The organism is Bacillus sp. FJAT-26390 (assembly GCF_001682865.1).
In the GTDB taxonomy this organism is placed as follows: domain Bacteria; phylum Bacillota; class Bacilli; order Paenibacillales; family Paenibacillaceae; genus Pristimantibacillus.
Genome location: NZ_MAQX01000007.1, coordinates 11,877 through 35,214, shown reverse-complemented (window position 1 = coordinate 35,214; position 23,338 = coordinate 11,877). Strand labels below are relative to the sequence as shown.

Here is a 23,338-nt window from a genome sequence, read left to right as displayed (position 1 = left end):
TCCTACCAACGGTAGTGAGCGAATGCTCTGTTGGCATCAGCCATTTTGTGAGTGTCTTCGCGCTTCTTAACAGCTGCGCCAGTGTTATTGGAAGCATCTGTGATTTCAGCAGCTAAACGCTCTACCATTGTTTTCTCACCGCGGTTACGTGAATAGTTCACGAGCCAACGGAGAGCAAGTGCAGTACGGCGTTCTGGTTTAACTTCGATCGGCACTTGATAGTTTGCACCACCAACGCGACGAGCTTTAACCTCAAGTACTGGCATAATATTTTTCATTGCAGCATCGAATACTTCCATTGGATCTTTACTCGTGCGTTCTTGAATCAGTTTGAAAGCATCATACAACAATGTTTGTGCAACGCCTCTTTTACCGTCAAGCATAATGCGGTTGATTAGGCGAGTTACCAGTTTGCTGTTATACAGCGGATCTGGAAGCACATCACGTTTCGTTACAGGACCTTTGCGTGGCATGAGAAAGTCCCCCTTTCTTCTAATAGTCGCTATTTCTAGCATTTCAATGACCCGTTAGGGTTATTCTTATGATTTTTTAACTTTCGGACGTTTCGTACCATATTTCGAACGAGATTGGTTCCGATTGTTAACGCCTGCAGTATCAAGTGCGCCGCGAACGATATGATAACGTACCCCTGGAAGGTCTTTTACCCGTCCACCACGAATCAATACCACGCTGTGCTCTTGCAGGTTGTGTCCGATACCCGGAATGTACGCTGTAACCTCAACGCGGTTAGTAAGACGTACACGCGCATATTTACGAAGCGCGGAGTTCGGTTTCTTAGGAGTCATTGTACCTACACGAGTGCACACACCGCGTTTTTGAGGAGCGCTGATGTTTGTAGCTTCACGTTTCAATGCATTGAAACCTTTTTGCAATGCCGGCGATTTCGATTTAACGACTTTCGCTTGGCGTCCTTTACGGACTAGCTGGTTAATAGTTGGCATGTTGCCACCCCCTTCCTAAATTCATGTCTTTTCGAAAATATAAGCATTTATAATCTATCGTTTATAAATCCACTTATATTTCTTCGCGTAGGCGAGCTCATTCCACCAAAGGACGGCAATAGCCGAATACGCTTGTATGGTAGACATTTTACCTAAAATTAAGCCCACAGATCCAGGCGGTTCATAAAAGAACAAACAAAAGTTCTCGCCAGTCAATCATCGTTAAATAATCAACTAACAAAAACGGATATTGCGTTATTCTTCTTCGGTTACGAGCGCTGCCATTGCGGCCCCGATATCAATGCCGCAGGTTTCCCCGAGGTCTTCCATCGTATCGAACCATTTAACTGGAACTCCCGCCCGCTCACATAGATGAATGATCTTCTCTTTCATCTGCGGATCTGCATCTCGTGCAACATAGACTTCAATGGCTCTTTGTTGCTCGAGCATCTTGGTCGTCTGCTTTGCGCCGACTTTGAATTGCATGAAAATCACCTTCAATTCTTCCATTCAGCGATCACACAATTAGGCACACTTCGATATAGTACCACCTACACTGTGCTTGTGTCAAGAAACTTTAAGGATATTCATTTGCAAACATTTCGTAAATAAAACCCATACTATAAACATACAAAAGAGCGGTCATCCTCCGCTTCCAAATGAAGCGGAAGATGTGACGCTCTTTCGTTATATGTTAGTGTCCGGTTACTGAAACAACTGCTCAATCAACGATTAGTCGACGGTAACAGCTTCTGTTTCTAGTTCGCCTTCTACTGCAGTAACGATTTCATCTTCTAGGCCAGCAAAGCGAATGTTACGATAACGAGCCATTCCAGTACCTGCTGGAATCAACTTACCGATAATAACATTTTCCTTGAGTCCAAGCAACTGGTCAACTTTGCCTTTAATAGCCGCATCAGTCAATACGCGAGTTGTTTCTTGGAAGGAAGCTGCTGACAAGAATGAATCAGTCTCAAGCGACGCCTTCGTAATACCGAGCAAAACTGGTTTTGCAACAGCTGGTTCAAGGTCTGCAAAGATCGCAGCGCGGTTTTGTGATTCATATTCATGAATATCAACAAATGCGCCAGGAAGCAGAGTTGTACCGCCTGCATCTACGATACGGATTTTACGGAGCATTTGCTTAATCATGACCTCAACGTGCTTGTCATTGATTTCTACCCCTTGGTTCCGGTAAACGCGCTGTACTTCTTGCAAAATGTAGTTTTGAACGCCACGAATACCTTTGATGCGCAGCATATCTTTAGGGTCAATGGAACCGTCAGTCAGCTCATCGCCGGCTTCGATTTGTTGCCCTTGCGTTACGCGGATACGCGAACCATAAGTAACGGCATACACTTTGGATTCCGCTTCGCCTTGAACCTCGATTTCGCGACGGTCCTTAGCTTCACGAATTTCTTTGATTACACCGTCAAGCTCGGAAATGATCGCTTGACCTTTCGGATTACGCGCCTCAAACAACTCTTGGATACGCGGCAAACCTTGTGTAATATCATCGCCGGCAACGCCGCCCGTATGGAACGTACGCATCGTCAGCTGTGTTCCTGGCTCCCCGATCGATTGAGCCGCGATAATGCCTACCGCTTCCCCAATTTCAACGTGTTTACCAGTAGCTAGGTTACGTCCGTAACAGATCTTACAAACGCCATGACGAGCACGGCAGCTCAATACGGAACGGATTTGCAGCTTCTCAACGCCAGCATCGATAATCGCGTCCGCTTTGTTCGAGTCGATCAACTCGCTACGGTTAACGATAATTTCACCTGTTTTTGGATTACGAACCGTTTCAAACGCATAGCGGCCTTCGATACGGTCATAGAGATCTTCAATAACCTCTTTACCGTCTTGAATTTTGCTTACGCTGAAGCCTTTGTCCGTTCCACAATCTTCTTCGCGCACGATTACGTCTTGCGCAACGTCAACAAGTCGACGAGTCAAGTACCCGGAATCGGCAGTCCGAAGTGCTGTATCGGCCAAACCTTTACGCGCTCCGTGAGTCGAGATAAAGTACTCGAGGACGGTAAGGCCTTCGCGGAAGTTTGATTTGATTGGCAACTCGATGATACGACCCGATGGATTGGCCATCAGACCACGCATACCGCCAAGTTGTGTAATTTGAGATTTGTTACCCCGTGCTTTGGAATCCACCATGAGCATGATGTTGTTGTAACGATCCATTGACTTCATAAGAACGTCAGTGATCTCGTCTTTACATTTACTCCAAATGCTGATGATCCGGTCATAACGCTCTTCATTCGTAATCAAACCACGACGGTATTGATTCATAACGGTAGCGACTTTCTCATCGGAGAGCTTCATGATTTCGTTTTTCTCTTTCGGGATGATTACGTCAGCTACGCCGATTGTAATACCTGCCTTAGTCGAGTAAGTGAAACCAAGCTGCTTAATGCGGTCAAGAAGCATCGCAGTAAGCGTTGTGTGGTATTGACGGAAGCATTCCGCAATAACTAATGCGAGATAATCCTTACCTACCGCACCCGGCGTCTCGATCGCATCCAAAAACTTAGGAAGATCTGCACCTTTTTCGTAAACGAAATATTTATCTGGCGTACCGTGCAATAGGTTCGTTTTCGTTGCTTCGTTGATATAAGGGAAATCTTCAGGGAAAATTTCGTTGAAGATTACTTTACCAACTGTAGTAACGAGCAGCGAGTTTTGCTGTTGCTCGGTGAAGTTAACTTTCTTAAGGACGCGAACCGGAATGAAGATCCTTGCATGCAAGGAAACAATACCGCGCTGATAAGCAGAGATCGCCTCGTTAATGGTCCCGAATACGGAACCGCTACCTTTAGCTTCTTTGTTATCCATCGTCAAGTAGAAGCTTCCTAGAACCATATCCTGCGAAGGAGTAACGACCGGCTTGCCGTCTTTCGGGTTAAGGATGTTGCCTGATGCAAGCATAAGCAAACGAGCTTCCGCTTGTGCTTCGGCAGACAACGGAACGTGAACGGCCATTTGGTCACCGTCGAAGTCAGCGTTATAAGCTGTACATACGAGCGGGTGAAGCTTAATAGCGCGGCCTTCAACTAGAATAGGCTCAAATGCTTGAATACCTAGTCTATGAAGCGTCGGGGCACGGTTAAGCAGCACTGGGTGTTCCTTGATAACTTCCTCAAGAACATCCCATACCTCTGGGCTTACGCGTTCAACCTTGCGCTTAGCACTCTTAATGTTGTGTGCCAAGCCTTTATTAACAAGCTCTTTCATAACGAAAGGCTTGAACAATTCAAGTGCCATTTCCTTCGGAAGACCGCACTGGAACATTTTCAGGTTAGGACCTACGACGATAACCGAACGACCGGAATAGTCAACCCGTTTACCGAGCAAGTTCTGACGGAAACGTCCTTGCTTACCTTTCAGCATGTGGCTGAGAGATTTGAGCGGACGGTTACCAGGACCTGTTACAGGGCGACCGCGACGACCGTTGTCGATCAAAGCGTCAACCGCTTCCTGCAGCATCCGTTTTTCATTTTGCACGATAATATCAGGAGCGCCCAGATCAAGAAGACGCTTCAGACGGTTGTTACGGTTAATAACACGGCGATACAAGTCATTAAGGTCAGATGTCGCAAAACGTCCGCCATCAAGCTGTACCATCGGACGAAGCTCAGGAGGGATTACAGGAAGCACGTCAAGAATCATCCATTCCGGCTCGTTGCCGGAGTTGCGGAATGCTTCGACTACTTCTAGGCGCTTAATGGCACGATTGCGTCGTTGCCCTTGAGCCGTACGCAGCTCTTCCTTCAATTGCTCCAGTTCTTTGTCAACGTCGATATCCTGCAAAAGCTTTTTAACAGCCTCGGCGCCCATGCCAGCATGGAAACCATACCCGTATTTCTCCCGGTAGCTGCGGTATTCTTTCTCCGAAAGGAGTTGTTTTTTCTCAAGCGGCGTATCACCTGGGTCCGTCACGACATAGGATGCAAAATAGATGATCTCCTCAAGCGAACGAGGCGACATATCCAGTGCAAGACCCATACGGCTTGGAATCCCTTTGAAGTACCAAATATGAGAAACTGGAGCAGCTAGCTCGATGTGACCCATACGTTCACGGCGAACTTTAGCGCGAGTTACTTCAACGCCACAGCGATCACAAACGACACCTTTATAGCGTACACGTTTGTATTTGCCGCAATGACATTCCCAGTCTTTCGTAGGTCCAAAAATCTTTTCGCAGAAGAGACCTTCCTTCTCCGGCTTTAAGGTCCTATAGTTGATCGTCTCCGGTTTTTTAACTTCTCCGCGGGACCACGAGCGAATTTTATCCGGCGAAGCCAGACCGATTTTCATATACTCGAAGTTGTTCACGTCCAACAAGGAGCAACCCTCCTCCGTCATGTATGACAATGTCTATCTAATCAGCTAGATTCCGTCATAGGCGCGTGACCATGTGACGGAATCCAGCAACTAGTTTATTCAGCAGCGCCGATCTCGGCACCTTCAATATTGAGGTTGAGCTTATCACCCGTTGCCTCGTCTTCATCGTCCATTTCCTTCATTTCGATCTCTTCTTCATTCTCAGACAGAATTTTAACATCCATACCTAAGCTTTGAAGCTCTTTGATCAAAACTTTAAACGATTCTGGAACGCCCGGTTCTGGAACGTTCTCGCCTTTGACGATCGATTCGTACGTTTTCACACGACCAACCACGTCATCGGATTTAACCGTCAATATTTCTTGAAGCGTGTACGCAGCGCCATAAGCCTCAAGCGCCCATACCTCCATCTCCCCGAAACGTTGACCACCGAACTGTGCTTTACCACCGAGCGGCTGTTGTGTAACAAGTGAGTAAGGACCAGTGGAACGGGCATGGATTTTATCATCGACCATGTGCGCCAGTTTGATCATGTACATGACCCCAACTGTAACTTCACGCTCGAAGTTTTCGCCTGTCCGCCCGTCATACAGTACGGTTTTACCGTTACGCTGCATGCCTGCTTCTTCCATCGTATCGAAAACGTCATTCTCGCGCGCGCCGTCAAATACTGGCGTAGCGGCGTGGATGCCGAGATGTTTACAAGCCATACCCAAGTGAACTTCAAGCGCTTGGCCGATGTTCATCCGTGACGGAACGCCTAGCGGGTTAAGAACAACCTCTACTGGTGTGCCATCCGGTAGGAAAGGCATATCTTCTTCTGGCATGATGCGGGCGATAACCCCTTTGTTACCATGACGTCCGGCCATTTTGTCGCCTTCGGAAATTTTCCGTTTTTGAGCAATATAGGCACGTACCAGTTGGTTAACGCCAGGTGGCAATTCATCGCCATTCTCACGCGTAAATACTTTCACGTCTACAACGATACCGTCAGTACCATGCGGTACGCGAAGCGAAGTATCACGTACTTCACGAGCTTTCTCACCGAAGATAGCGTGCAGCAATCTTTCTTCCGCAGTAAGCTCCGTTACGCCCTTCGGCGTTACTTTACCAACCAGGATATCGCCTGCGCCGATTTCGGCACCGACACGAATGATTCCGCGCTCATCCAAGTTGCGAAGAGCTTCTTCGCCGACATTCGGGATATCGCGAGTGATTTCTTCTGGTCCAAGCTTCGTATCACGAGCTTCGGACTCATATTCCTCGATGTGAATGGATGTGTAAACATCCTCTTTCACAAGCTTCTCACTAAGCAGGATCGCATCCTCATAGTTGTAACCTTCCCACGTCATGAATGCAACGACTACGTTGCGTCCTAGAGCCAATTCGCCCTTTTCAGTGGAAGGACCATCTGCAAGAATATCACCTTTCTTAATGACGTCGCCTTTGCGTACGAGTGGACGCTGGTTGATGCACGTTCCTTGGTTAGAACGCATAAACTTGTGTAGCTTATGTTTTACCAAGTCGCCTGTAACCGGCTTGCCATCAATTTGCTCTACGCGGCGAAGCCAAATTTCATTAGCGGAAGACCGTTCGATAATACCGTCATGTTTCGCAACGATACAAACGCCGGAGTCTTTCGCAGCTTTGTGCTCCATGCCCGTACCAACGAGCGGTGATCTAGGGATAAGTAGCGGTACCGCTTGACGTTGCATGTTTGATCCCATGAGGGCACGGTTGGAGTCATCGTTTTCCAGGAACGGAATTAACGCTGTCGCAACGGATACTACCTGCTTAGGAGATACGTCCATGTAGTCAACGCGATCGCTTGGCATAGTCAAAATGTTATCAGCTTGCTTGTTGTAACGAACGATCGTATTTTCTTCTGCAAACTTATCATCAGGAGTCAGCTTCGCATTCGCTTGCGCGATTACGTAGTTATCTTCCTCGTCAGCAGTTAGGTAAGCGATTTGCTCTGTTACAATTCCCGTCTTCGGATCTACCCAACGATACGGCGCTTCAATGAAGCCATATTCGTTAATGCGGGCAAAGGATGACAAGGAGTTGATCAAACCGATATTCGGTCCCTCTGGCGTCTCGATCGGACACATCCGCCCATAGTGGGAGTGATGGACGTCACGGACTTCGAAGCCCGCGCGTTCCCGAGTCAAACCGCCGGGTCCAAGTGCTGATAGACGACGCTTATGCGTGAGCTCAGCAAGCGGATTCGTTTGGTCCATAAACTGGGACAGCTGCGAGGAGCCGAAAAACTCTTTTATAGATGCAATGACCGGACGAATGTTGATTAGCGCCTGAGGCGTAATCGCATTCGCGTCTTGGATGGACATTCTCTCGCGCACAACGCGCTCCATACGAGACAAACCGATACGGAATTGATTTTGAAGCAGCTCGCCTACAGAACGCAGACGACGGTTACCGAGGTGATCGATATCATCCGTGCTGCCTACGCCATGAAGCAAATTAATAAAGTAGTTAATGGAAGAAATGATATCCGCTGGCGTAATATGCTTCACGGATTTATCAATAATGCCATTGGCAATTACCTTAATAACTTTGCTTTCGTCATATGGCGAGAATACGCTGATCGTTTGTAGTGGAATACTATCAGCATCCAATACGCCGTTAGCAACGTGATACGTTTTGAAACCTACATCCTTCTCGAGCTTTTCGAGAATTTCATCAAGCAAACGACGGTCAATCATTTGTCCGGACTCAGCAATAATTTCGCCAGTCGTAGGATCAACTAGATTTTCCGCAAGCCGTTGGTTAAACAAACGGTTCTTGATGTGTAGTTTTTTGTTTATTTTGTAACGGCCTACATTGGCCAAGTCATAACGTTTTGGATCAAAGAAACGAGCTACTAGCAAGCTCTTCGCATTATCCAAAGTCGGAGGCTCGCCCGGACGAAGACGCTCATAAATTTCAATCAGCGCTTTCTCGGTTGAATCCGTGTTGTCCTTGTCTAACGTGTTGCGAATGTACTCATCATGACCAAGCAGCTCAAGAATCTCAGCGTCAGTACCGAATCCGAGCGAACGCAAAAGTACCGTTACCGGTATTTTCCGGGTCCGGTCAATACGAACGTAGATGATATCTTTAGCATCCGTTTCAAGCTCTAGCCATGCGCCACGGTTAGGAATAACCGTCGCTGTGTAGTTCTTCTTCCCGTTCTTATCGACCTTCGTGCTGAAGTACACACTCGGGGATCGAACCAATTGGCTGACTATGACACGCTCGGCCCCGTTAATGATAAACGTGCCTGTCTCTGTCATAAGCGGGAAATCACCCATGAAAACTTCTTGTTCCTTTACTTCGCCGGTCTCCTTATTAAAAAGTCGTACCTTAACGCGTAAAGGAGCCGCATACGTCACGTCGCGCTCTTTTGATTCATCGACCGAATATTTCGGTTCGCCCAAGCTATAGTCGATAAACTCAAGCGATAGATTGCCCGTAAAGTCCGAAATCGGAGAAATATCTTGGAACAACTCAATTAAGTCGCTGTCCAAAAACTTCTCATACGATTTTTGTTGGATTTCAATCAGGTTCGGGACTTCCAGCACCTCGTTGATCCTGGCGTAGCTTCTGCGCGCGCGCCGACCATACTGAACAAGTTGTCCTGCCAACTTAACCTCACCCCTCATGTCTGTATCACAGCATCGATATCCACTGCGTCACCATAGACGGACCAGCCGCCTATATAGTCAAATAAAGAAAAGCCCTTATCGAATAGTTCGAAAAAAGAGCATGTTCCGGCAGTTAACCAATCACAGCGCGGCCGCGATAGTCTCATATCAAATAATTTTGCCCAAAACGTAAACATTATACGTCAAATGTGTAAAACTTATGCATTCCGCGCTTTAAATTTACACTTGACATTTTAGTTAACTAAAGAGATCGAGCCCAATTTAATGCTGACATTTTATAATTTTACCATATCTAAAATGTCAAGTCAATAAATATAATTCTACTTTCAAACTTAATTTCAAAACAGCTTTTGAGATATTTAACTAGCCTTTTACAGCTCGGAAAATCCGGTAGCCTTTATCCTTCGTAACTTCCTCTACATCACTGAACAATGACTCGAGTTTTGCTTTGGCCGAAGGCGCGCCTTGCTTCTTCTGAATGACGACCCACATGCTTCCGCCTTGCTCCAGCAGTTCATAGCCTTCCTCAAAAATCTGATGAACCACCGACTTGCCCGCCCGAATAGGCGGGTTTGTAACGATCGCATCAAACTTCATATGTTTGACGGCCTCATATACATTGCTTTGCAAAACAGTTACATTCGTGATGTTATTCAGCTTTGCATTTTCACGTGAAAGCTCCACCGCTCTCTCGTTTATATCAATCATCGTCACAAGCCCGTTTGGGGCAAGCTTCGCTGATGTTAGCCCAATCGGACCATAACCGCAGCCGACATCCAGCACTTTTGCCTTATCATCCAGCATTAGTGCGTCGATCAAAACCTGACTTCCATAATCGACACCCGATTTCGAGAATACGCCAGAATCCGTCATAAAACGAAATGAAAAGCCTCGAAGCGATGCTTCATGAATTTGACGATTATGCTTCACATCCGGGCTCTGCGAGTAATAGTGATTTGACATGATCCATCACCCCCCGTTATTCCTTAGCTACAAGCGCATACAGCGATCGCCCGATCGCAGCGGTAAAGGCGCGTTTCGCGTTGAAAGATAAGAATGTATAAGGACTCGCTTATACATTCTTATCCTTTAACATACAACGAACCCCTTGAAACCTGACGGTTCAAGGGGCTCGCCAGCCGATTCATCATTCAGTCGCATGATCAGCTTATTTTATTGTAAAAATACTACTTAACTTCTACGGAAGCGCCAGCTTCAGTAAGCTTAGCTGCAACTGCTTCTGCTTCGTCTTTAGCAACTTTTTCTTTAACAGCTTTAGGAGCGCTGTCAACCAAGTCTTTCGCTTCTTTCAGGCCAAGACCTGTGATTTCGCGAACTACTTTGATTACGTTGATTTTCGAAGCGCCAGCGCCGTTAAGGATAACGTCGAATTCAGTTTGCTCAGCTTCAACAGCTGCGCCAGCACCTGCTGCTGCTACTGGAGCTGCTGCAGTTACGCCGAATTCTTCTTCAATTGCTTTAACTAGCTCGTTCAGTTCAAGAACGTTCATAACTTTAATCGCTTCTAAGATTTGTTCTTTAGACATGGTTATACCTCCGGGAATATGGTTTATTTTTTTGTTTTATCATGCAGCCGGCTTTCGCCGGTTCAATGCAATTAGTGACTGTAATTGATTAAGCTTGTGCTTCTTGTTTCTCGCCGACTGCTTTAACCGCAAGCGCGAAGTTGCGCACTGGAGCTTGCAATACGCTGAGGAGCATAGAAAGCAAACCTTCGCGGGACGGAAGTTCCGCAAGTGCTTTAATCTCTTCTTGTGAAACGACTTTACCTTCTACAACGCCGCCTTTAAGTTTCAAAGCATCGTTCTTCTTAGCAAAATCGTTCAAAATTTTAGCTGGAGCAACAGCGTCTTCTTTACCGAATGCAATTGCAGTAGGACCTGTAAGAATGTTGTTCAATTCTACGAAATCCGTACCTTCAGTTGCGCGGCGAACGAGCGAGTTTTTAAGAACTTGGAATTCGATTCCTGCTTCACGAAGTTGTTTCCGAAGTTCAGTTACTTGCGCAACGTTCAATCCACGATAGTCAGCTACAACTGTACTGGAGCTAGCAGCAATTTTCGCCGCGATTACGGCAACTGCCTCTTGTTTCTCTTGGATGATATTTGCGTTAGCCAAACTGTACACCTCCCGTAATAGTATACATTCCGTTAATTACGACGGGCTTTCCACGCCTCGATGCATGAGAAAGGCCTTCGCAGACACTGCGAAGGCCATGATGTCGTTATCGCGCATCAACCCTAAAGGATCGAATGTTGCTCACAAACGTTTTATCATAACACCTCGGTAGGAAATTAAGCCTAAAGGCACCTACTGTCTACGGTATGCGTATTCGAATTTAGTTCCGTTCTTCTTAGCGATAAACCGCTGTGGAAACACGAGCGCCAGGGCCCATTGTCGAAGAAACGGCAATGTTTTTCAGGTAAACACCTTTTGCAGCAGCCGGTTTAGCACGATTAAGTGCGTCGATCAATGACTTGAGGTTCTCGTTGAGTTTCTCAGCATCGAAAGATACTTTACCGATTGGAGCATGGATTTGACCTGCTTTATCAAGACGGTATTCAATCTTACCGGCTTTGATTTCTTGAACGGCTTTAGCAACGTCAAACGTTACCGTACCTGCTTTAGGGTTAGGCATCAAACCTTTACCACCAAGGATCCGTCCAAGTTTACCAACTTCAGCCATCATGTCCGGAGTTGCGACGCAAACGTCGAATTCGAACCAGCCTTGTTGGATTTTGTTAATCATGTCTGCATCGCCGACAAAATCAGCACCCGCAGCTTCCGCTTCTTTCACTTTTTCGCCTTTTGCGAAAACGAGAACGCGTTTAGTTTTACCAGTACCGTGCGGCAGTACAACTACACCACGAACTGCTTGGTCTTGTTTACGCGGGTCTACACCCAAACGAACTGCTACTTCAACGGACTCGTCGAATTTAGCTGTTGCTGCCTTTTTCACAAGCTCGATCGCTTCCAAAGGCTCGTAAGTTGCTTCGCTGTTGATAAGCTTAGCAGCTTCTACATATTTTTTACCTTGTTTAGCCATTGTAATTTCCTCCTTATGTGGTTGTAGCGGAAAATCCTCCTAAGGATGATCCTCCCACTCGCGAAAGCCGAAGCTTCGCAAAGCAAGCTACCTCGCGGTATTAGTCAACAATAGTTACGCCCATGCTGCGAGCAGTACCTTCAACCATACGCATTGCCGCTTCTACAGAAGCTGCGTTAAGATCCGGCATTTTTTGCTCAGCGATTTCGCGAACTTTGTCACGTTTTACAGTAGCGACCTTCTTCTTGTTCGGCTCGCCTGAACCTTTTTCGATTCCAGCTGCGACGCGTAGCAATACTGCTGCCGGCGGCGTTTTTGTTTCGAACGTAAACGAACGGTCTTCAAATACTGTAATAACGACTGGAATAATCAAGCCTGCTTGATCTGCTGTACGAGCATTAAACTCTTTACAAAACGCCATAATGTTAACGCCTGCTTGACCAAGTGCTGGACCGATCGGCGGCGCTGGGTTTGCTTTACCTGCAGGAACTTGCAGTTTGACCATCTTGATGACTTTCTTTGCCATGCCTGACACCTCCTAACCCTTTATTCCGTGCGTAAATAACATTTGCCGCCAAAGGGGCATAGTTACTTCGCGTCCAAACCACCACCGGAATAAACCGATGGGTTCGGAAACCAGATATTATATCTTCTCCACTTGAGTGTAATCCAGCTCCAGCGGGGTCTCCCTGCCAAACATGTTTACATGAACCTTCAACTTTGCTTTGTCCAGCAAAATTTCTTCTACTGTACCAACAAAATCTGCGAAAGGACCTACTTTGACGCGAACCGTTTCCTTCAGATCGAACTCAATTTTCGGCTTTGGCTCTTCCATGCCCATGTGCTTGAGTATTTGCTCAACCTCATCTGGCAATAGAGGAATCGGTTTTGAACCGGAACCTGTTGATCCTACGAATCCAGTTACGCCAGGCGTATTTCGAACAACGTACCAAGAATCGTCGGTTTGAACCATTTCCACAAGAACATAGCCGGGGTAGACTTTACGTTGGACAGTCTTCTTCTTACCGTCCTTCTCTACCACTTCATCTTCCATAGGAACAAGCACACGGAAAATCTTGTCTTCCATGCCCATTGATTCAACACGGCGCTCCAAATTGGCTTTCACCTTGTTCTCGTAACCTGAGTAGGTATGCACGACGTACCATCTTTTTTCCATCACAAATCCACCTTTGGACCCTTCTTAAACAATGAGTTCAACCAGAGACGAGATCCCGATGTCAAGAAGCCAGAAGTAAATCGTTACAAGCGTGATCGTTAGCAAAACCACGATCGAATAGCTTGTCAACTCTTTACGGCTTGGCCAGCGAACCTTCTTAAGTTCCGCCCAGCTGTCGGCAAAAAAACTAAACGTTGTACCAAAGCTTTGCTTTAGTTTAGCCAAAAATGCCACGTTCACACCTCCAATTGACTATCTCGTCTCGCGATGAGGAGTCTGCTCGTTACAGAACTTGCAAAACTTCTTCAACTCGATGCGGTCGGGGTGATTGCGTTTGTTCTTGCTGCTCGCATAGTTTCTCTGTTTGCAGTTTGTGCATGCCAACGTGATAATTACCCGCATTGAATTACACCTCCCGAACTGCTACAAAATACGAATCATGAAGCTCTATATGAAAGTTCATTGATTCCAACGCCAAAACGAAAAAAACCTTCGAATTTAGGCCTACCTAAACACTTTATCATACAGCAATTTTGATGTCAATGTAAAAGATAAGTGTTTGGCCTACGAATAATTGGTAACAACCGCGACATCGGGCTCGTTCCTATCAGTATAGTCTACTTATGCCCTTTTAAAACAAAAGAACTGTACATTCCCTCTGGACACCGCCAGATAGAAGACAGTCCTCGTTAAAAACGATTTACGTATAAATGCGGTTAACCGCTAATGTCTCTGACTTCCAAGTAACGTTCAAGCTTGCGCTTCACGCGTTGTAGGGCATTGTCTATTGATTTCACATGCCGATCCAGATCGACTGCAATCTCCTGATAAGATCTTCCGTCCAAATAAAGCATCAGCACCTTACGCTCAAGGTCGCTTAATATTTCAGACATCTTATCTTCTAGGCCAATAAACTCTTCTTGATTAATGATTAACTCTTCAGGATCAGATACTCGCGTGCCACAAATGACATCAAGCAGCGTGCGATCCGAGTCTTCATCATAAATGGGCTTATCGAGCGATACGTAGGAATTAAGCGGGATGTGTTTCTGACGCGTGGCTGTTTTGATGGCGGTAATAATTTGTCTGGTTATGCACAATTCCGCAAAGGCTTTAAAGCTTGCAAGCTTGTCCCCTTTAAAATCACGAATTGCTTTATAAAGACCAATCATACCCTCCTGCACGATATCTTCACGATCCGCACCGATAAGAAAATACGAGCGCGCTTTGGCTCTCACAAAGTTCTTATACTTGTTAATCAAATATTCCAACGCTATGCTGTCGCCATTGCGGACCGCTTCGACGATATCCTCGTCCGTACTGCTGTCATACTCGAGCGTACTCCATTCTTTGAGGTCGATACTCACGAACTATCCCTCCGGCCTGCAAGGCGTACACCGCTAGATTCGTATTCACGCAAACCTATCTAACTGTTCCCAATTGCTTGGGCTCAGCAGCGCTTCACGTCGAGAGATAAGAAAGTATTCCGAGCAAAATCCACACGTTCTTATCGCTAATAATAGAGTCAGTATACATTATGTAACCTTACACCGTCAACCAATCGGAGACCCGAAAACCATCGATTTTATAGCAATTTTGTAACTTTGTGGCATGAATGGGGCGACATGTCCCGCTTCTGCCAAAGCCATTGAAAAGCCCATTCCCATTATTTCTCTCCACGGCGAAGCTTTTCGAGCTTGCTTCGAACCTCAAGGCTGACGATAGCGTCTACCGAATTGCGTTTTCCCGGCTTATCCTCGCGCAGCGACTGCTCGATGTTTTTGCGGTTTTGGCCGATATCGATAAGCAGCTCGCGCGCGGATACGCGGAGCGCTCCTTTACCGAAAGCGACATGCTGCTCCACTAGATCAGACGTGGCTACATAAATGTTCCTCCGTCTTACAAACAGCTCCGAGCAGAGACGCTCGATACATTCATCAGCCGTTTCCTTTTCTTTCGTATATACGATCATCAGCTTGTGGTGCCGATAAGTGGCCCCGAGTCCAGGCACTTGATGCGCATCAAACACTACGTATACTTGCATGCCCGTAAAACCTTGGTAGTCCGCCAGCATGTCGAGCAGCTTATCCCGAGCTTCTTCCAGAGCGTACTCCTTCAGCTTCTCGAGAACCGGCCAAGCGCCAATCACGTTATACCCATCGACCAATAAAATATCGTCGCGCCGATTCATGGCCTACATGCTCCGGCGTTGCCGCACGACCTCATACATCAGCACGCCAGCCGCAACTGACGCATTCAATGAATTCAATTGGCCAAGCATAGGCAGCTTAACGAGAAAATCACATTTCTCCTTAATGAGTCTTCCCATCCCTTTGCTCTCATTGCCAATAACAATCACTAGCGGCATATCAAATTTCATCTTATATACATCCTGTGAAGCGCTAAGGTCAGTGCCTGCAACCCATACGCCCGCTTCCTTCAGCTTATCGATCGTTTGCGCCAAATTAGTAACTCGCGCAACGGGAACATGCTCGGCAGCGCCGGCTGATGTCTTCAGCACGGTAGCCGTAAGTCCGGCAGAGCGCCTCTTCGGAATGATCACGCCATGAACGCCAGTACATTCAGCCGTTCTCAGGATGGAGCCTAAGTTATGCGGATCTTCAATTTCATCAAGCAGCAGGATAAAAGGAACCTCGTCACGCTGCTTCGCACGTTCAAGTATTTCTTCTACTTCCACATAGGCAAAAGCTGCCGCTTGAGCGACAACTCCCTGATGGGTAACGCCTGGGGTGAGGCTGTCAAGCTTTCTCTTGTCTACAAACTGCACGACAATGCCGAACTTCTTCGCTTCTGCAACAATGGGCTGCGTCAACGTTTTCTGCGCGCCATCGGCAATCCAAATTTTATTGATCTCGCGTCCGGAACGAAGTGCCTCCAGCACGGGGTGCTTACCGGCAATCATCTCATCTTGAATCGTTTCTTCAGTCATCGGTTACCCTCCTCTTATCATTTTTATATTTTGATTGGCTGTTCCAGCCCTATTGCTTGTCTTGAACGCCAAGCGCTATTGCAAGCAGCTCGTTCAGTCTATCTAAACGCCCCTCGTAGTAGAGATATCCTACCAGGCTCTCAAGCGCGGTAGCAAGCCGGTAATCGGCGAGATCTGCATTTTTGGGAGGCGTTCCCGATTTTGAATTGCGTCCGCGGCGGACAATGTCCGCCTCTTCTTCGGTCAAATGCGGTTGCCATAAATCCAGTGTTCTCTTTTGTCCTTTGGCCGAAACAAACTTGGTCGCTTCGCGGTGAAGATGATGCGGCTTCTGATTCGGAAGCGATATTAAGTATTGCCGAACGAGAAGCTCAAATACGGCATCTCCAATATAAGCTAGAACGACCGGGTTCATCAGCTGCGGTTTTTTGGAAGGCGGATGAAAGAGCAGCATGTTCACATCATTATGCTCACTCATTTGCGCCGCCAGCGGATGCCTTGCGGCGTATCCTCAAGCACGATGTTTTTCTCCGTCAGCAAATCGCGAATTTCGTCGGCTCTAGCCCAGTTTTTAGTTTGACGGGCTTCCGTACGCTCTACAATTAACTGTTCGATATCCGCATCAAGCAGTTCAGCGTCCGCTTGCTGCTGTGGCAGAAGTCCAAGTACCGCATCCATACGCTCAAGGAGAGTAAGCAGAGCATATACTCCGTTTGCAGACGCATCTGCACGATTGAGATATTGATTCGCCTCCGTTACCAAATCGAATACTGAGGTTATCGCATCAGGCGTGTTAAAATCATCGCTCATTTTTGCATGGAATTGCTCATGTATCGCCTTAAGTCTCGCATCCAGCGCATCATCGCCCGAAGGGACCAGGCCATTGCCTGCCGCTTCTGCAAATTCACCGCCCATGGCTGAGAGTCTGTGCTTAAGATTTGCTGCAGAGTTTGCGATCCGCTCTACGCTGTTCTCCGCTTGGGCAACCGTATCGTCGCTGAAATTCAGCGGGCTGCGATAATGTGTCGAGAGCATAAAGTAACGGATCGCATGGGGCTTAACCCGCTTCACCAGCTCATGCACCGAAATGCCGTTGCCCAGCGATTTCGACATTTTCTCGTTGTTTATGTGAATATAGCCGTTATGCATCCAGTAGTTTGCTAGGGGCTTGCCGGTCAATGCCTCCGATTGGGCAACCTCGCACTCATGATGCGGAAATTGCAAATCATGCCCGCCCCCATGAATATCGAGCGTATCTCCAAGATAGGCACGCGCCATAGCCGAGCACTCGATATGCCAGCCGGGACGGCCTTCGCCAAACGGGCTCTCCCATTTGATTTCCCCAGGCTTAGCGCCCTTCCATAATACAAAATCCTGCTGGTTCTCCTTGCGATCGCCAATTTCAACGCGAATGCCGAATTGAAGCTCTTCAATATTCTGATGCGACAGCTTGCCGTAGTCTGCGAATGCAGCTGTACGGTAATAGACATCCCCATCGCTCATATAAGCATAGCCTTTGTCTATCAGCCCTTGAATAAACGCTACGATCTGAGGAATATGCTCCGTCACGCGCGGATTAAGCGTCGCTTTATGAACGCCAAGCGATTCGATATCCGCATAAAACGCTGCAATAAACTTTTCTGCCACTTCAGGCACTGTTGTACCAAGCTGCTCCGCTTTGCGAATTAACTTATCGTCCACATCCGTAAAGTTTACAACATATTGGACCTCATTCCCGACATCCTCCAAGTAGCGACGAACAACATCGAAGAAAATAACGGGACGCGCATTCCCGATATGAATGTAATCATAGACTGTCGGACCGCATACATACATCTTCACTTTACCCGGCTCTTGCGATACAAACGGCTCTTTAACCCTTGATACCGTATTATAAATGGATACTGTCATTTTCGAATTTCTCCTCCAGCTACAGGTTCCCGAAGCTGCTTCAGTTCGGTTTTTAATTCATCTATTTCCTTCTGCATCGTGCGGAACATTTCGATTACCGGATCGGGGAGCTGCGTATGATCCAGCCGATCGCCCACTCTCTCGCCATTGCGTTTCACGACACGTCCCGGATTGCCTACCACGGTGCAATTTGCAGGCACTTCTCTCAGAACAACCGCATTCGATCCAATACTGGAAAACTCACCGACTTGGAACGAGCCCAGCACCTTCGCACCAGAGCCAATAACTACATTATTGCCAATTGTAGGATGGCGCTTTCCTTTTTCCTTGCCGGTACCGCCTAGAGTCACACCTTGATAAATAACGACATCATCGCCAATTTCACAGGTTTCTCCAATGACAACACCCATTCCGTGATCGATAAACAATCGTTCACCGATTTGAGCGCCCGGATGAATCTCGATGCCCGTCATGAAACGGCTCACCTGAGAGATCACTCGTGCTAAAGTATACCATCCTCTGCGGAAAAGGGGATGAGCAATGCGATGAGCCCAAATGGCATGCAAGCCCGAATAGGTGAAAATAACCTCGAATCGACTGCGTGCGGCCGGATCATTCTCGAAAACCGCATTTATGTCCGATCGGAAATGACGAAACATAAGCAATGCTCCTTTTTCATGCGCTCATATGATTCCAATAAAAAAGAAAAAGCCTCTGCAGCATATTATGCTGCAGAGGCGTGTAATCTCGCGGTTCCACTCTGCTTGAACAAATCGACAGCTTAAGCGCTGATGATTCGTTCCTCTTATGGTCTTTAACGCAGACGATACGTTGTTGCCTACCCTGTGCAGCAAAATGTACGTCATAAATGATATGGCGTAGCCGCCCTACCCTTATTATCGCGCATTTCTTGATGCAACAGCTCGGAACAAAGCTCCCAGGTGCATATTTCCGTTCGGCGGACCAGACAACTTTCAGCCCCATTCTGCTTTCCCATTGCCACACATCATGATGCGACGCCGATTCGAATGACGGTTGTCCTCTCTGCGAATCCACAAGCAAACGTACTTCTCCTGTTCATGGCCGTTCGATTCATTCATTTATTAGTCATAGTATACCGAATACCCAAAAATGTGACAAGGGCATTATGTCCGCTCGATTACAAAGCGGCTATAAGCGTCTATACCCCGTAACCAGCCAAACGTCCGCGAAGACGGCTCGTTACCTTCTCTTTGCCAAGCAAAGCGAGCGACTGGTTCAAATCAGGGCCATGCGTCTGCCCGGTAAGCGCAGCGCGGATCGGCATGAAGAGCTGCTTGCCTTTGAAGCCCGTCTCCTTCTGCACCGCTTTGATCATTTCTTTTATTCCATCTACTTGGAATGGCGTTTCGCCCGCTTCAATAAGCTTCAGAAAAGCTTGAAGCACGACAGGCACCTGCTCTTCTGCAAGCACGACAGTCGCATCGCCCTCATCCTCAATCGTATCGCGGAAGAAAAGCTCCGTCATCGGCACGATTTCAGCGGCATAGCGCAGTTTGTCCTGGTGAAGCGCAACAAGATCCGTCACCCATGCACGGCCTTCCGCATCCAGGTCGCTAGCTACGCGCTCTGCCCGCTGCAGATGCGGCAAGCAAAGGTCAACGAGACGCGGCAGATCCGCCTTTTTCAAATATTCATTGTTCATCCAGCTCAGCTTTTGCGTATCGAATACAGCAGGGCTTTTGCTTAGACGTTCCGGATTAAATACAGAAACAAGCTCCTCGCGGGTAAACATCTCCTGCTCACCCTCCGGCGACCAGCCAAGAAGCGTAATGAAGTTAAACATAGCCTCCGGCAAATAGCCAAGCTCGTCGTATTGGGAAATAAACTGAATAATCGACTCGTCGCGTTTGCTCAGCTTCTTGCGCTGTTCATTCACGATGAGTGTCATATGACCGAATTGCGGCGGCTCCCAGCCGAACGCTTCATAGATCATGAGCTGACGAGGCGTATTGGAGATATGGTCCTCGCCGCGCAATACATGACTGATTTTCATCAAATAATCGTCAAGCACAACCGCAAAGTTGTAGGTTGGAATACCATCCTTCTTCACGATTACGAAATCGCCCATCTCCGCTGTATCAAAGCTGATCGAGCCTTTCACGATATCATTAAACGTGTAAGTGCGTCCTTCGGGCACACGGAAGCGAATGCTCGGCACACGACCCTCCGCTTCAAAAGCTTGCCGCTGCTCTTCCGTTAAGTTACGGTGCAATCCGGAATAACGCGGCGTCTCGCCACGCTCGGTTTGCGCTTCCCGCTCCTGCTCAAGCTCTTCCTCGGAGCAGTAACAGCGATAAGCTAGACCGCGATCAATCAGCTCCTGCCAGTACTTGTTGTAGATCTCGATGCGCTCAGTCTGGCGATACGGCCCGTACCCGCCGCCGATATCGATGCTCTCGTCCCAATCCATGCCGAGCCACTTCAAATATTTAAGCTGGCTTTCTTCCCCGCCTGCAACATTGCGCTTCACGTCAGTATCTTCGATCCGAATAATGAATTTACCGCCTTGATTTCTTGCGAATAAATAATTGAACAAGGCCGTTCTTGCATTTCCAATATGTAAATGACCCGTCGGAGATGGGGCATACCGAACTCGAACCTCTGCTGTCATCTCAAATACCTCCTAAAAGTTTTCGAAGCAAAAGCTTGCCTCGTAAGCATTTACTAATATAGTCTTGCGAAGCAAAAGCTTGCTTCTGAACTATGGCTAAAGTTGAATAATCCCGATCATAGCACATCCTTGATCAGACAGACAACGGATTGTGCAGCAATCCCTTCGCCGCGTCCCGTAAAACCAAGCTGTTCAGTCGTAGTCGCCTTTACATTCACCTGCGATACGTCCGCCTCAAGCGCCTTAGCGATAACTTCAGCCATTTGCGGGATATAAGGCAGCATCTTCGGACGCTGGGCAATGATCGTGGAATCGATATTGCCTAGCTTATAACCGCGCTCGCGCACAAGCTTCCATATCTCCTCAAGCAGCTTCAAGCTGTCCGCATCCTTAAATGCGGCATCCGTATCCGGAAAATGCTTGCCAATATCGCCAAGCCCAAGCGCTCCAAGAATCGCATCCGTTATCGCATGCAGCAGCACGTCAGCGTCCGAATGTCCAAGCAATCCCTTCTCATAAGGAATTGTAACTCCCCCAATAATACATGGACGCCCTTCTACCAATTGATGCACGTCAAATCCTTGCCCAACTCGAATCATCCTTGCTCACCGTTCCCCTCTGCCCTATCGGCACGACGCTTCGCGAGTAAAAATTCCGCCCACGGCAAATCTTCAGGCGTCGTAATTTTAATATTTGTGTATTCGCCTTCCGCAACGGTGACGCTAGCTCCCATACGCTCTACAACCATCGCGTCATCCGTCCCAACAAATTGCTCTGCCAACGCGCGCTCATGCGCCTCCAGCAGCAGGACACGTCGAAAAGCTTGCGGCGTTTGTATCGCCCACAAGCTTCGGCGGTCCGGTGTCGAAATGATCACACCCGCTTCATTCACTTGTTTAATCGTATCTTTAACCGGCACAGCCAGTACCGAGGCGCCGCTCTTCTCCGCCTGCTCGCAGCATGCGCGGACAGCATCAGCCGTCACAAGCGGCCGAACGCCGTCATGCACCATCACCCATTCGCTTGTCAGCTCCTGAAGTCCGCAATATACGGAATGCTGCCGCTCTGCTCCCCCGGTCACTACCGCTGTTACCTTCGTTATTCCATATTCCTGAACCCACTTGCGGCAGCGCTCAACATCATCGCTTCCTACGACAAGGACAGCTTCCTTCACTGTATCCATCGACTGAAACAGCTCTAGCGTATGGACAAGAATAGGCTTGTCCCCTAGCTGCAAGTACTGCTTGCTCTCCTTCGTTCCCATCCGCGTCCCTCTGCCGGCCGCAACGATGATAACTCCCCAATCTGCTCCCATGCCTTCGACCCGCCTCACACTGTGTTAAAATATAAGCATGCATAAGACTCCGTCTTATCCATATTCTTATATTTCACCGCGAAACGAGCTTTTGACGCCAAAGGACGGCGTCAGCCGTTTGCGCTTAAACAATAGTACTATCATACCTTGTTACAGCGCTTTTTCCAACAGCTTCGGCTTTGCGAATATCATTCGGCCCGCAGACGTTTGCAGCACGCTTGTCACGAGCACCTCCATCGTCGTGCCGATATATTCGCGTCCGCCCTCAACGACGATCATCGTGCCGTCATCCAAATACGCGACACCTTGTCCATGCTCTTTGCCGTCTTTTATCACTTGAACGATAATTTCTTCTCCCGGCAGGACGACAGGCTTCACAGCATTAGCCAAATCATTAATATTCAGCACCGATACGCCTTGCAGCTCACACACTTTGTTTAAGTTAAAATCATTCGTAACCACTTTGCCGTGAAGCGCCTTAGCCAGCTTAACCAGCTTGCTGTCCACTTCTCCGATTTCCTCGAAGTCTCCTTCATAAATAAGGACCTTCACATCAAGCTCTTTTTGAATCTTGTTCAAAATATCGAGCCCGCGCCGTCCTCTATTGCGCTTCAGCAAGTCGGAAGAATCCGCTATATGCTGCAGCTCCTCGAGCACAAACTCCGGAATAACAAGCGTTCCTTCAATAAACCCGGTCTTGCAAATATCTGCAATACGGCCATCAATAATAACGCTCGTGTCCAAAATTTTATGCTCCTCGTAGCCGCCTGCTTCATCTGCAGCCGGAGCGATCCTGCGCTTCTCAATTAAAGCAGCAAAGCCCTCAGCCAATTCCTCCTGCTTATGAAGGCCAATGCGCATACCCAAATAGCCGAAGCATACCATCATAGCTGCAGGAATGAGTTTTCCTAAGCCTTCCAAGCCGGATACAGCGGGATAAATCAATACGGTGAGCAATAAACCCGCAAGCAGGCCGCCTGCCCCTGCAATCAACTGCTGCATCGGAAGCGCTGCCGTTTGCTCCGCGCCCTTTTGCATATAACGAATGACTTGCCCTGCAAGCATCGTTGCCACAACCACACCAAAAACCGCGCCAATTGCTACATTCATGTAATAAGTGCCGGATCGCTGTAGCATTCCGAAGGATGAGCCAGACCATACGGTCGCTCCATTCATCCATCCGTATACCTCACCGCCTGCCATACCACCGAACAACATACCCATTATTTGAATAATTCGTCTAACCATTATGGTTCACCTCCACTACAATTATGTTCCA

23 protein-coding genes and 1 other annotated feature are annotated in these 23,338 nt (G+C 47.7%); all 23 genes read right to left on the bottom strand.

The genetic code is table 11. The annotated features are described in order from the left end of the window. Positions 1 to 2 precede the first annotated feature (2 nt). The 23 genes from rpsG to A7975_RS11010 all read right to left on the bottom strand — a co-directional run bounded on the left by rpsG (position 3) and on the right by A7975_RS11010 (position 23,307). Positions 3 to 473, bottom strand: a complete 471-nt coding sequence (rpsG, locus tag A7975_RS11120) for a 30S ribosomal protein S7 (RefSeq protein ID WP_053373893.1) — start codon at positions 471 to 473, stop codon at positions 3 to 5. A 66-nt stretch (positions 474 to 539) separates the two neighbouring features. After that, on the bottom strand, positions 540 to 962 hold the full coding sequence (rpsL, locus tag A7975_RS11115) for a 30S ribosomal protein S12 (RefSeq protein WP_053373892.1): 423 nt from the start codon (positions 960 to 962) through the stop codon (positions 540 to 542). A 255-nt stretch (positions 963 to 1,217) separates the two neighbouring features. Continuing rightward, complete coding sequence (locus tag A7975_RS11110; protein WP_053373891.1) at positions 1,218 to 1,448, bottom strand: ribosomal L7Ae/L30e/S12e/Gadd45 family protein; 231 nt, start codon at positions 1,446 to 1,448, stop codon at positions 1,218 to 1,220. A gap of 246 nt (positions 1,449 to 1,694) precedes the next feature. Further along, entirely contained in the window at positions 1,695 to 5,321 is a 3,627-nt protein-coding gene (rpoC, locus tag A7975_RS11105) for a DNA-directed RNA polymerase subunit beta' (protein WP_053373890.1), read from the bottom strand. A gap of 95 nt (positions 5,322 to 5,416) precedes the next feature. Beyond that, positions 5,417 to 8,965: a DNA-directed RNA polymerase subunit beta gene (gene rpoB, locus A7975_RS11100; protein ID WP_053373889.1), complete on the bottom strand. Its 3,549-nt coding sequence runs from the start codon at positions 8,963 to 8,965 to the stop codon at positions 5,417 to 5,419. A 384-nt stretch (positions 8,966 to 9,349) separates the two neighbouring features. Continuing rightward, a complete protein-coding gene (locus A7975_RS11095; RefSeq protein WP_176707714.1) occupies positions 9,350 to 9,949 on the bottom strand; it encodes a class I SAM-dependent methyltransferase in 600 nt (199 codons plus the stop codon). 224 nt (positions 9,950 to 10,173) lie between these two features. Then, positions 10,174 to 10,533: a 50S ribosomal protein L7/L12 gene (gene rplL / locus A7975_RS11090; protein ID WP_053373887.1), complete on the bottom strand. Its 360-nt coding sequence runs from the start codon at positions 10,531 to 10,533 to the stop codon at positions 10,174 to 10,176. An 88-nt stretch (positions 10,534 to 10,621) separates the two neighbouring features. Next, on the bottom strand, positions 10,622 to 11,125 hold the full coding sequence (rplJ, locus tag A7975_RS11085; RefSeq protein ID WP_053373886.1) for a 50S ribosomal protein L10: 504 nt from the start codon (positions 11,123 to 11,125) through the stop codon (positions 10,622 to 10,624). Positions 11,126 to 11,182: 57 nt separating this feature from the next. Then, positions 11,183 to 11,348, bottom strand: a sequence feature (ribosomal protein L10 leader region). A 12-nt stretch (positions 11,349 to 11,360) separates the two neighbouring features. Continuing rightward, positions 11,361 to 12,053, bottom strand: a complete 693-nt coding sequence (gene rplA / locus A7975_RS11080) for a 50S ribosomal protein L1 (RefSeq protein ID WP_053373885.1) — start codon at positions 12,051 to 12,053, stop codon at positions 11,361 to 11,363. A gap of 100 nt (positions 12,054 to 12,153) precedes the next feature. Next, the gene (gene rplK, locus A7975_RS11075; protein ID WP_028609671.1) at positions 12,154 to 12,579 is read right to left on the bottom strand and encodes a 50S ribosomal protein L11; all 426 of its coding nucleotides are present in this window, start codon (positions 12,577 to 12,579) and stop codon (positions 12,154 to 12,156) included. Positions 12,580 to 12,696: 117 nt separating this feature from the next. After that, positions 12,697 to 13,230, bottom strand: coding sequence for a transcription termination/antitermination protein NusG (nusG, locus tag A7975_RS11070; protein WP_053373884.1), 534 nt, complete (start codon positions 13,228 to 13,230; stop codon positions 12,697 to 12,699). A 24-nt stretch (positions 13,231 to 13,254) separates the two neighbouring features. After that, positions 13,255 to 13,464: a preprotein translocase subunit SecE gene (secE, locus tag A7975_RS11065; RefSeq protein WP_053373883.1), complete on the bottom strand. Its 210-nt coding sequence runs from the start codon at positions 13,462 to 13,464 to the stop codon at positions 13,255 to 13,257. 18 nt (positions 13,465 to 13,482) lie between these two features. Continuing rightward, positions 13,483 to 13,632 carry a 50S ribosomal protein L33 gene (gene rpmG, locus A7975_RS33040; RefSeq protein ID WP_015847242.1) on the bottom strand — a complete coding sequence of 50 codons (150 nt, stop codon included), beginning with the start codon at positions 13,630 to 13,632 and terminating at the stop codon, positions 13,483 to 13,485. 314 nt (positions 13,633 to 13,946) lie between these two features. Further along, on the bottom strand, positions 13,947 to 14,597 hold the full coding sequence (sigH, locus tag A7975_RS11060) for an RNA polymerase sporulation sigma factor SigH (RefSeq protein WP_053373882.1): 651 nt from the start codon (positions 14,595 to 14,597) through the stop codon (positions 13,947 to 13,949). A 299-nt stretch (positions 14,598 to 14,896) separates the two neighbouring features. Beyond that, positions 14,897 to 15,421 carry an NYN domain-containing protein gene (locus A7975_RS11055; RefSeq protein ID WP_053373881.1) on the bottom strand — a complete coding sequence of 175 codons (525 nt, stop codon included), beginning with the start codon at positions 15,419 to 15,421 and terminating at the stop codon, positions 14,897 to 14,899. A gap of 3 nt (positions 15,422 to 15,424) precedes the next feature. Beyond that, entirely contained in the window at positions 15,425 to 16,180 is a 756-nt protein-coding gene (gene rlmB, locus A7975_RS11050; protein ID WP_053373880.1) for a 23S rRNA (guanosine(2251)-2'-O)-methyltransferase RlmB, read from the bottom strand. 49 nt (positions 16,181 to 16,229) lie between these two features. Beyond that, entirely contained in the window at positions 16,230 to 16,658 is a 429-nt protein-coding gene (locus tag A7975_RS11045; RefSeq protein WP_065385172.1) for a Mini-ribonuclease 3, read from the bottom strand. Next, complete coding sequence (cysS, locus tag A7975_RS11040; protein ID WP_053373878.1) at positions 16,655 to 18,091, bottom strand: cysteine--tRNA ligase; 1,437 nt, start codon at positions 18,089 to 18,091, stop codon at positions 16,655 to 16,657. The genes A7975_RS11045 and cysS overlap by 4 nt, the downstream gene beginning before the upstream one ends. After that, positions 18,088 to 18,750 carry a serine O-acetyltransferase gene (gene cysE, locus A7975_RS11035; protein ID WP_053373877.1) on the bottom strand — a complete coding sequence of 221 codons (663 nt, stop codon included), beginning with the start codon at positions 18,748 to 18,750 and terminating at the stop codon, positions 18,088 to 18,090. The genes cysS and cysE overlap by 4 nt, the downstream gene beginning before the upstream one ends. A 521-nt stretch (positions 18,751 to 19,271) precedes the next feature. Beyond that, positions 19,272 to 20,744 (bottom strand): glutamate--tRNA ligase, encoded by a 1,473-nt coding sequence (gltX, locus tag A7975_RS11025; protein ID WP_065385170.1) that lies wholly within the window; start codon positions 20,742 to 20,744, stop codon positions 19,272 to 19,274. Between the two features lie 116 nt (positions 20,745 to 20,860). After that, positions 20,861 to 21,343: a 2-C-methyl-D-erythritol 2,4-cyclodiphosphate synthase gene (gene ispF, locus A7975_RS11020; RefSeq protein ID WP_053373875.1), complete on the bottom strand. Its 483-nt coding sequence runs from the start codon at positions 21,341 to 21,343 to the stop codon at positions 20,861 to 20,863. After that, positions 21,340 to 22,059, bottom strand: a complete 720-nt coding sequence (gene ispD, locus A7975_RS11015; protein WP_065385169.1) for a 2-C-methyl-D-erythritol 4-phosphate cytidylyltransferase — start codon at positions 22,057 to 22,059, stop codon at positions 21,340 to 21,342. The genes ispF and ispD overlap by 4 nt, the downstream gene beginning before the upstream one ends. 150 nt (positions 22,060 to 22,209) lie before the next feature. After that, positions 22,210 to 23,307, bottom strand: coding sequence for a PIN/TRAM domain-containing protein (locus tag A7975_RS11010; RefSeq protein ID WP_065385168.1), 1,098 nt, complete (start codon positions 23,305 to 23,307; stop codon positions 22,210 to 22,212). Between the last annotated feature and the right edge of the window lie 31 nt (positions 23,308 to 23,338).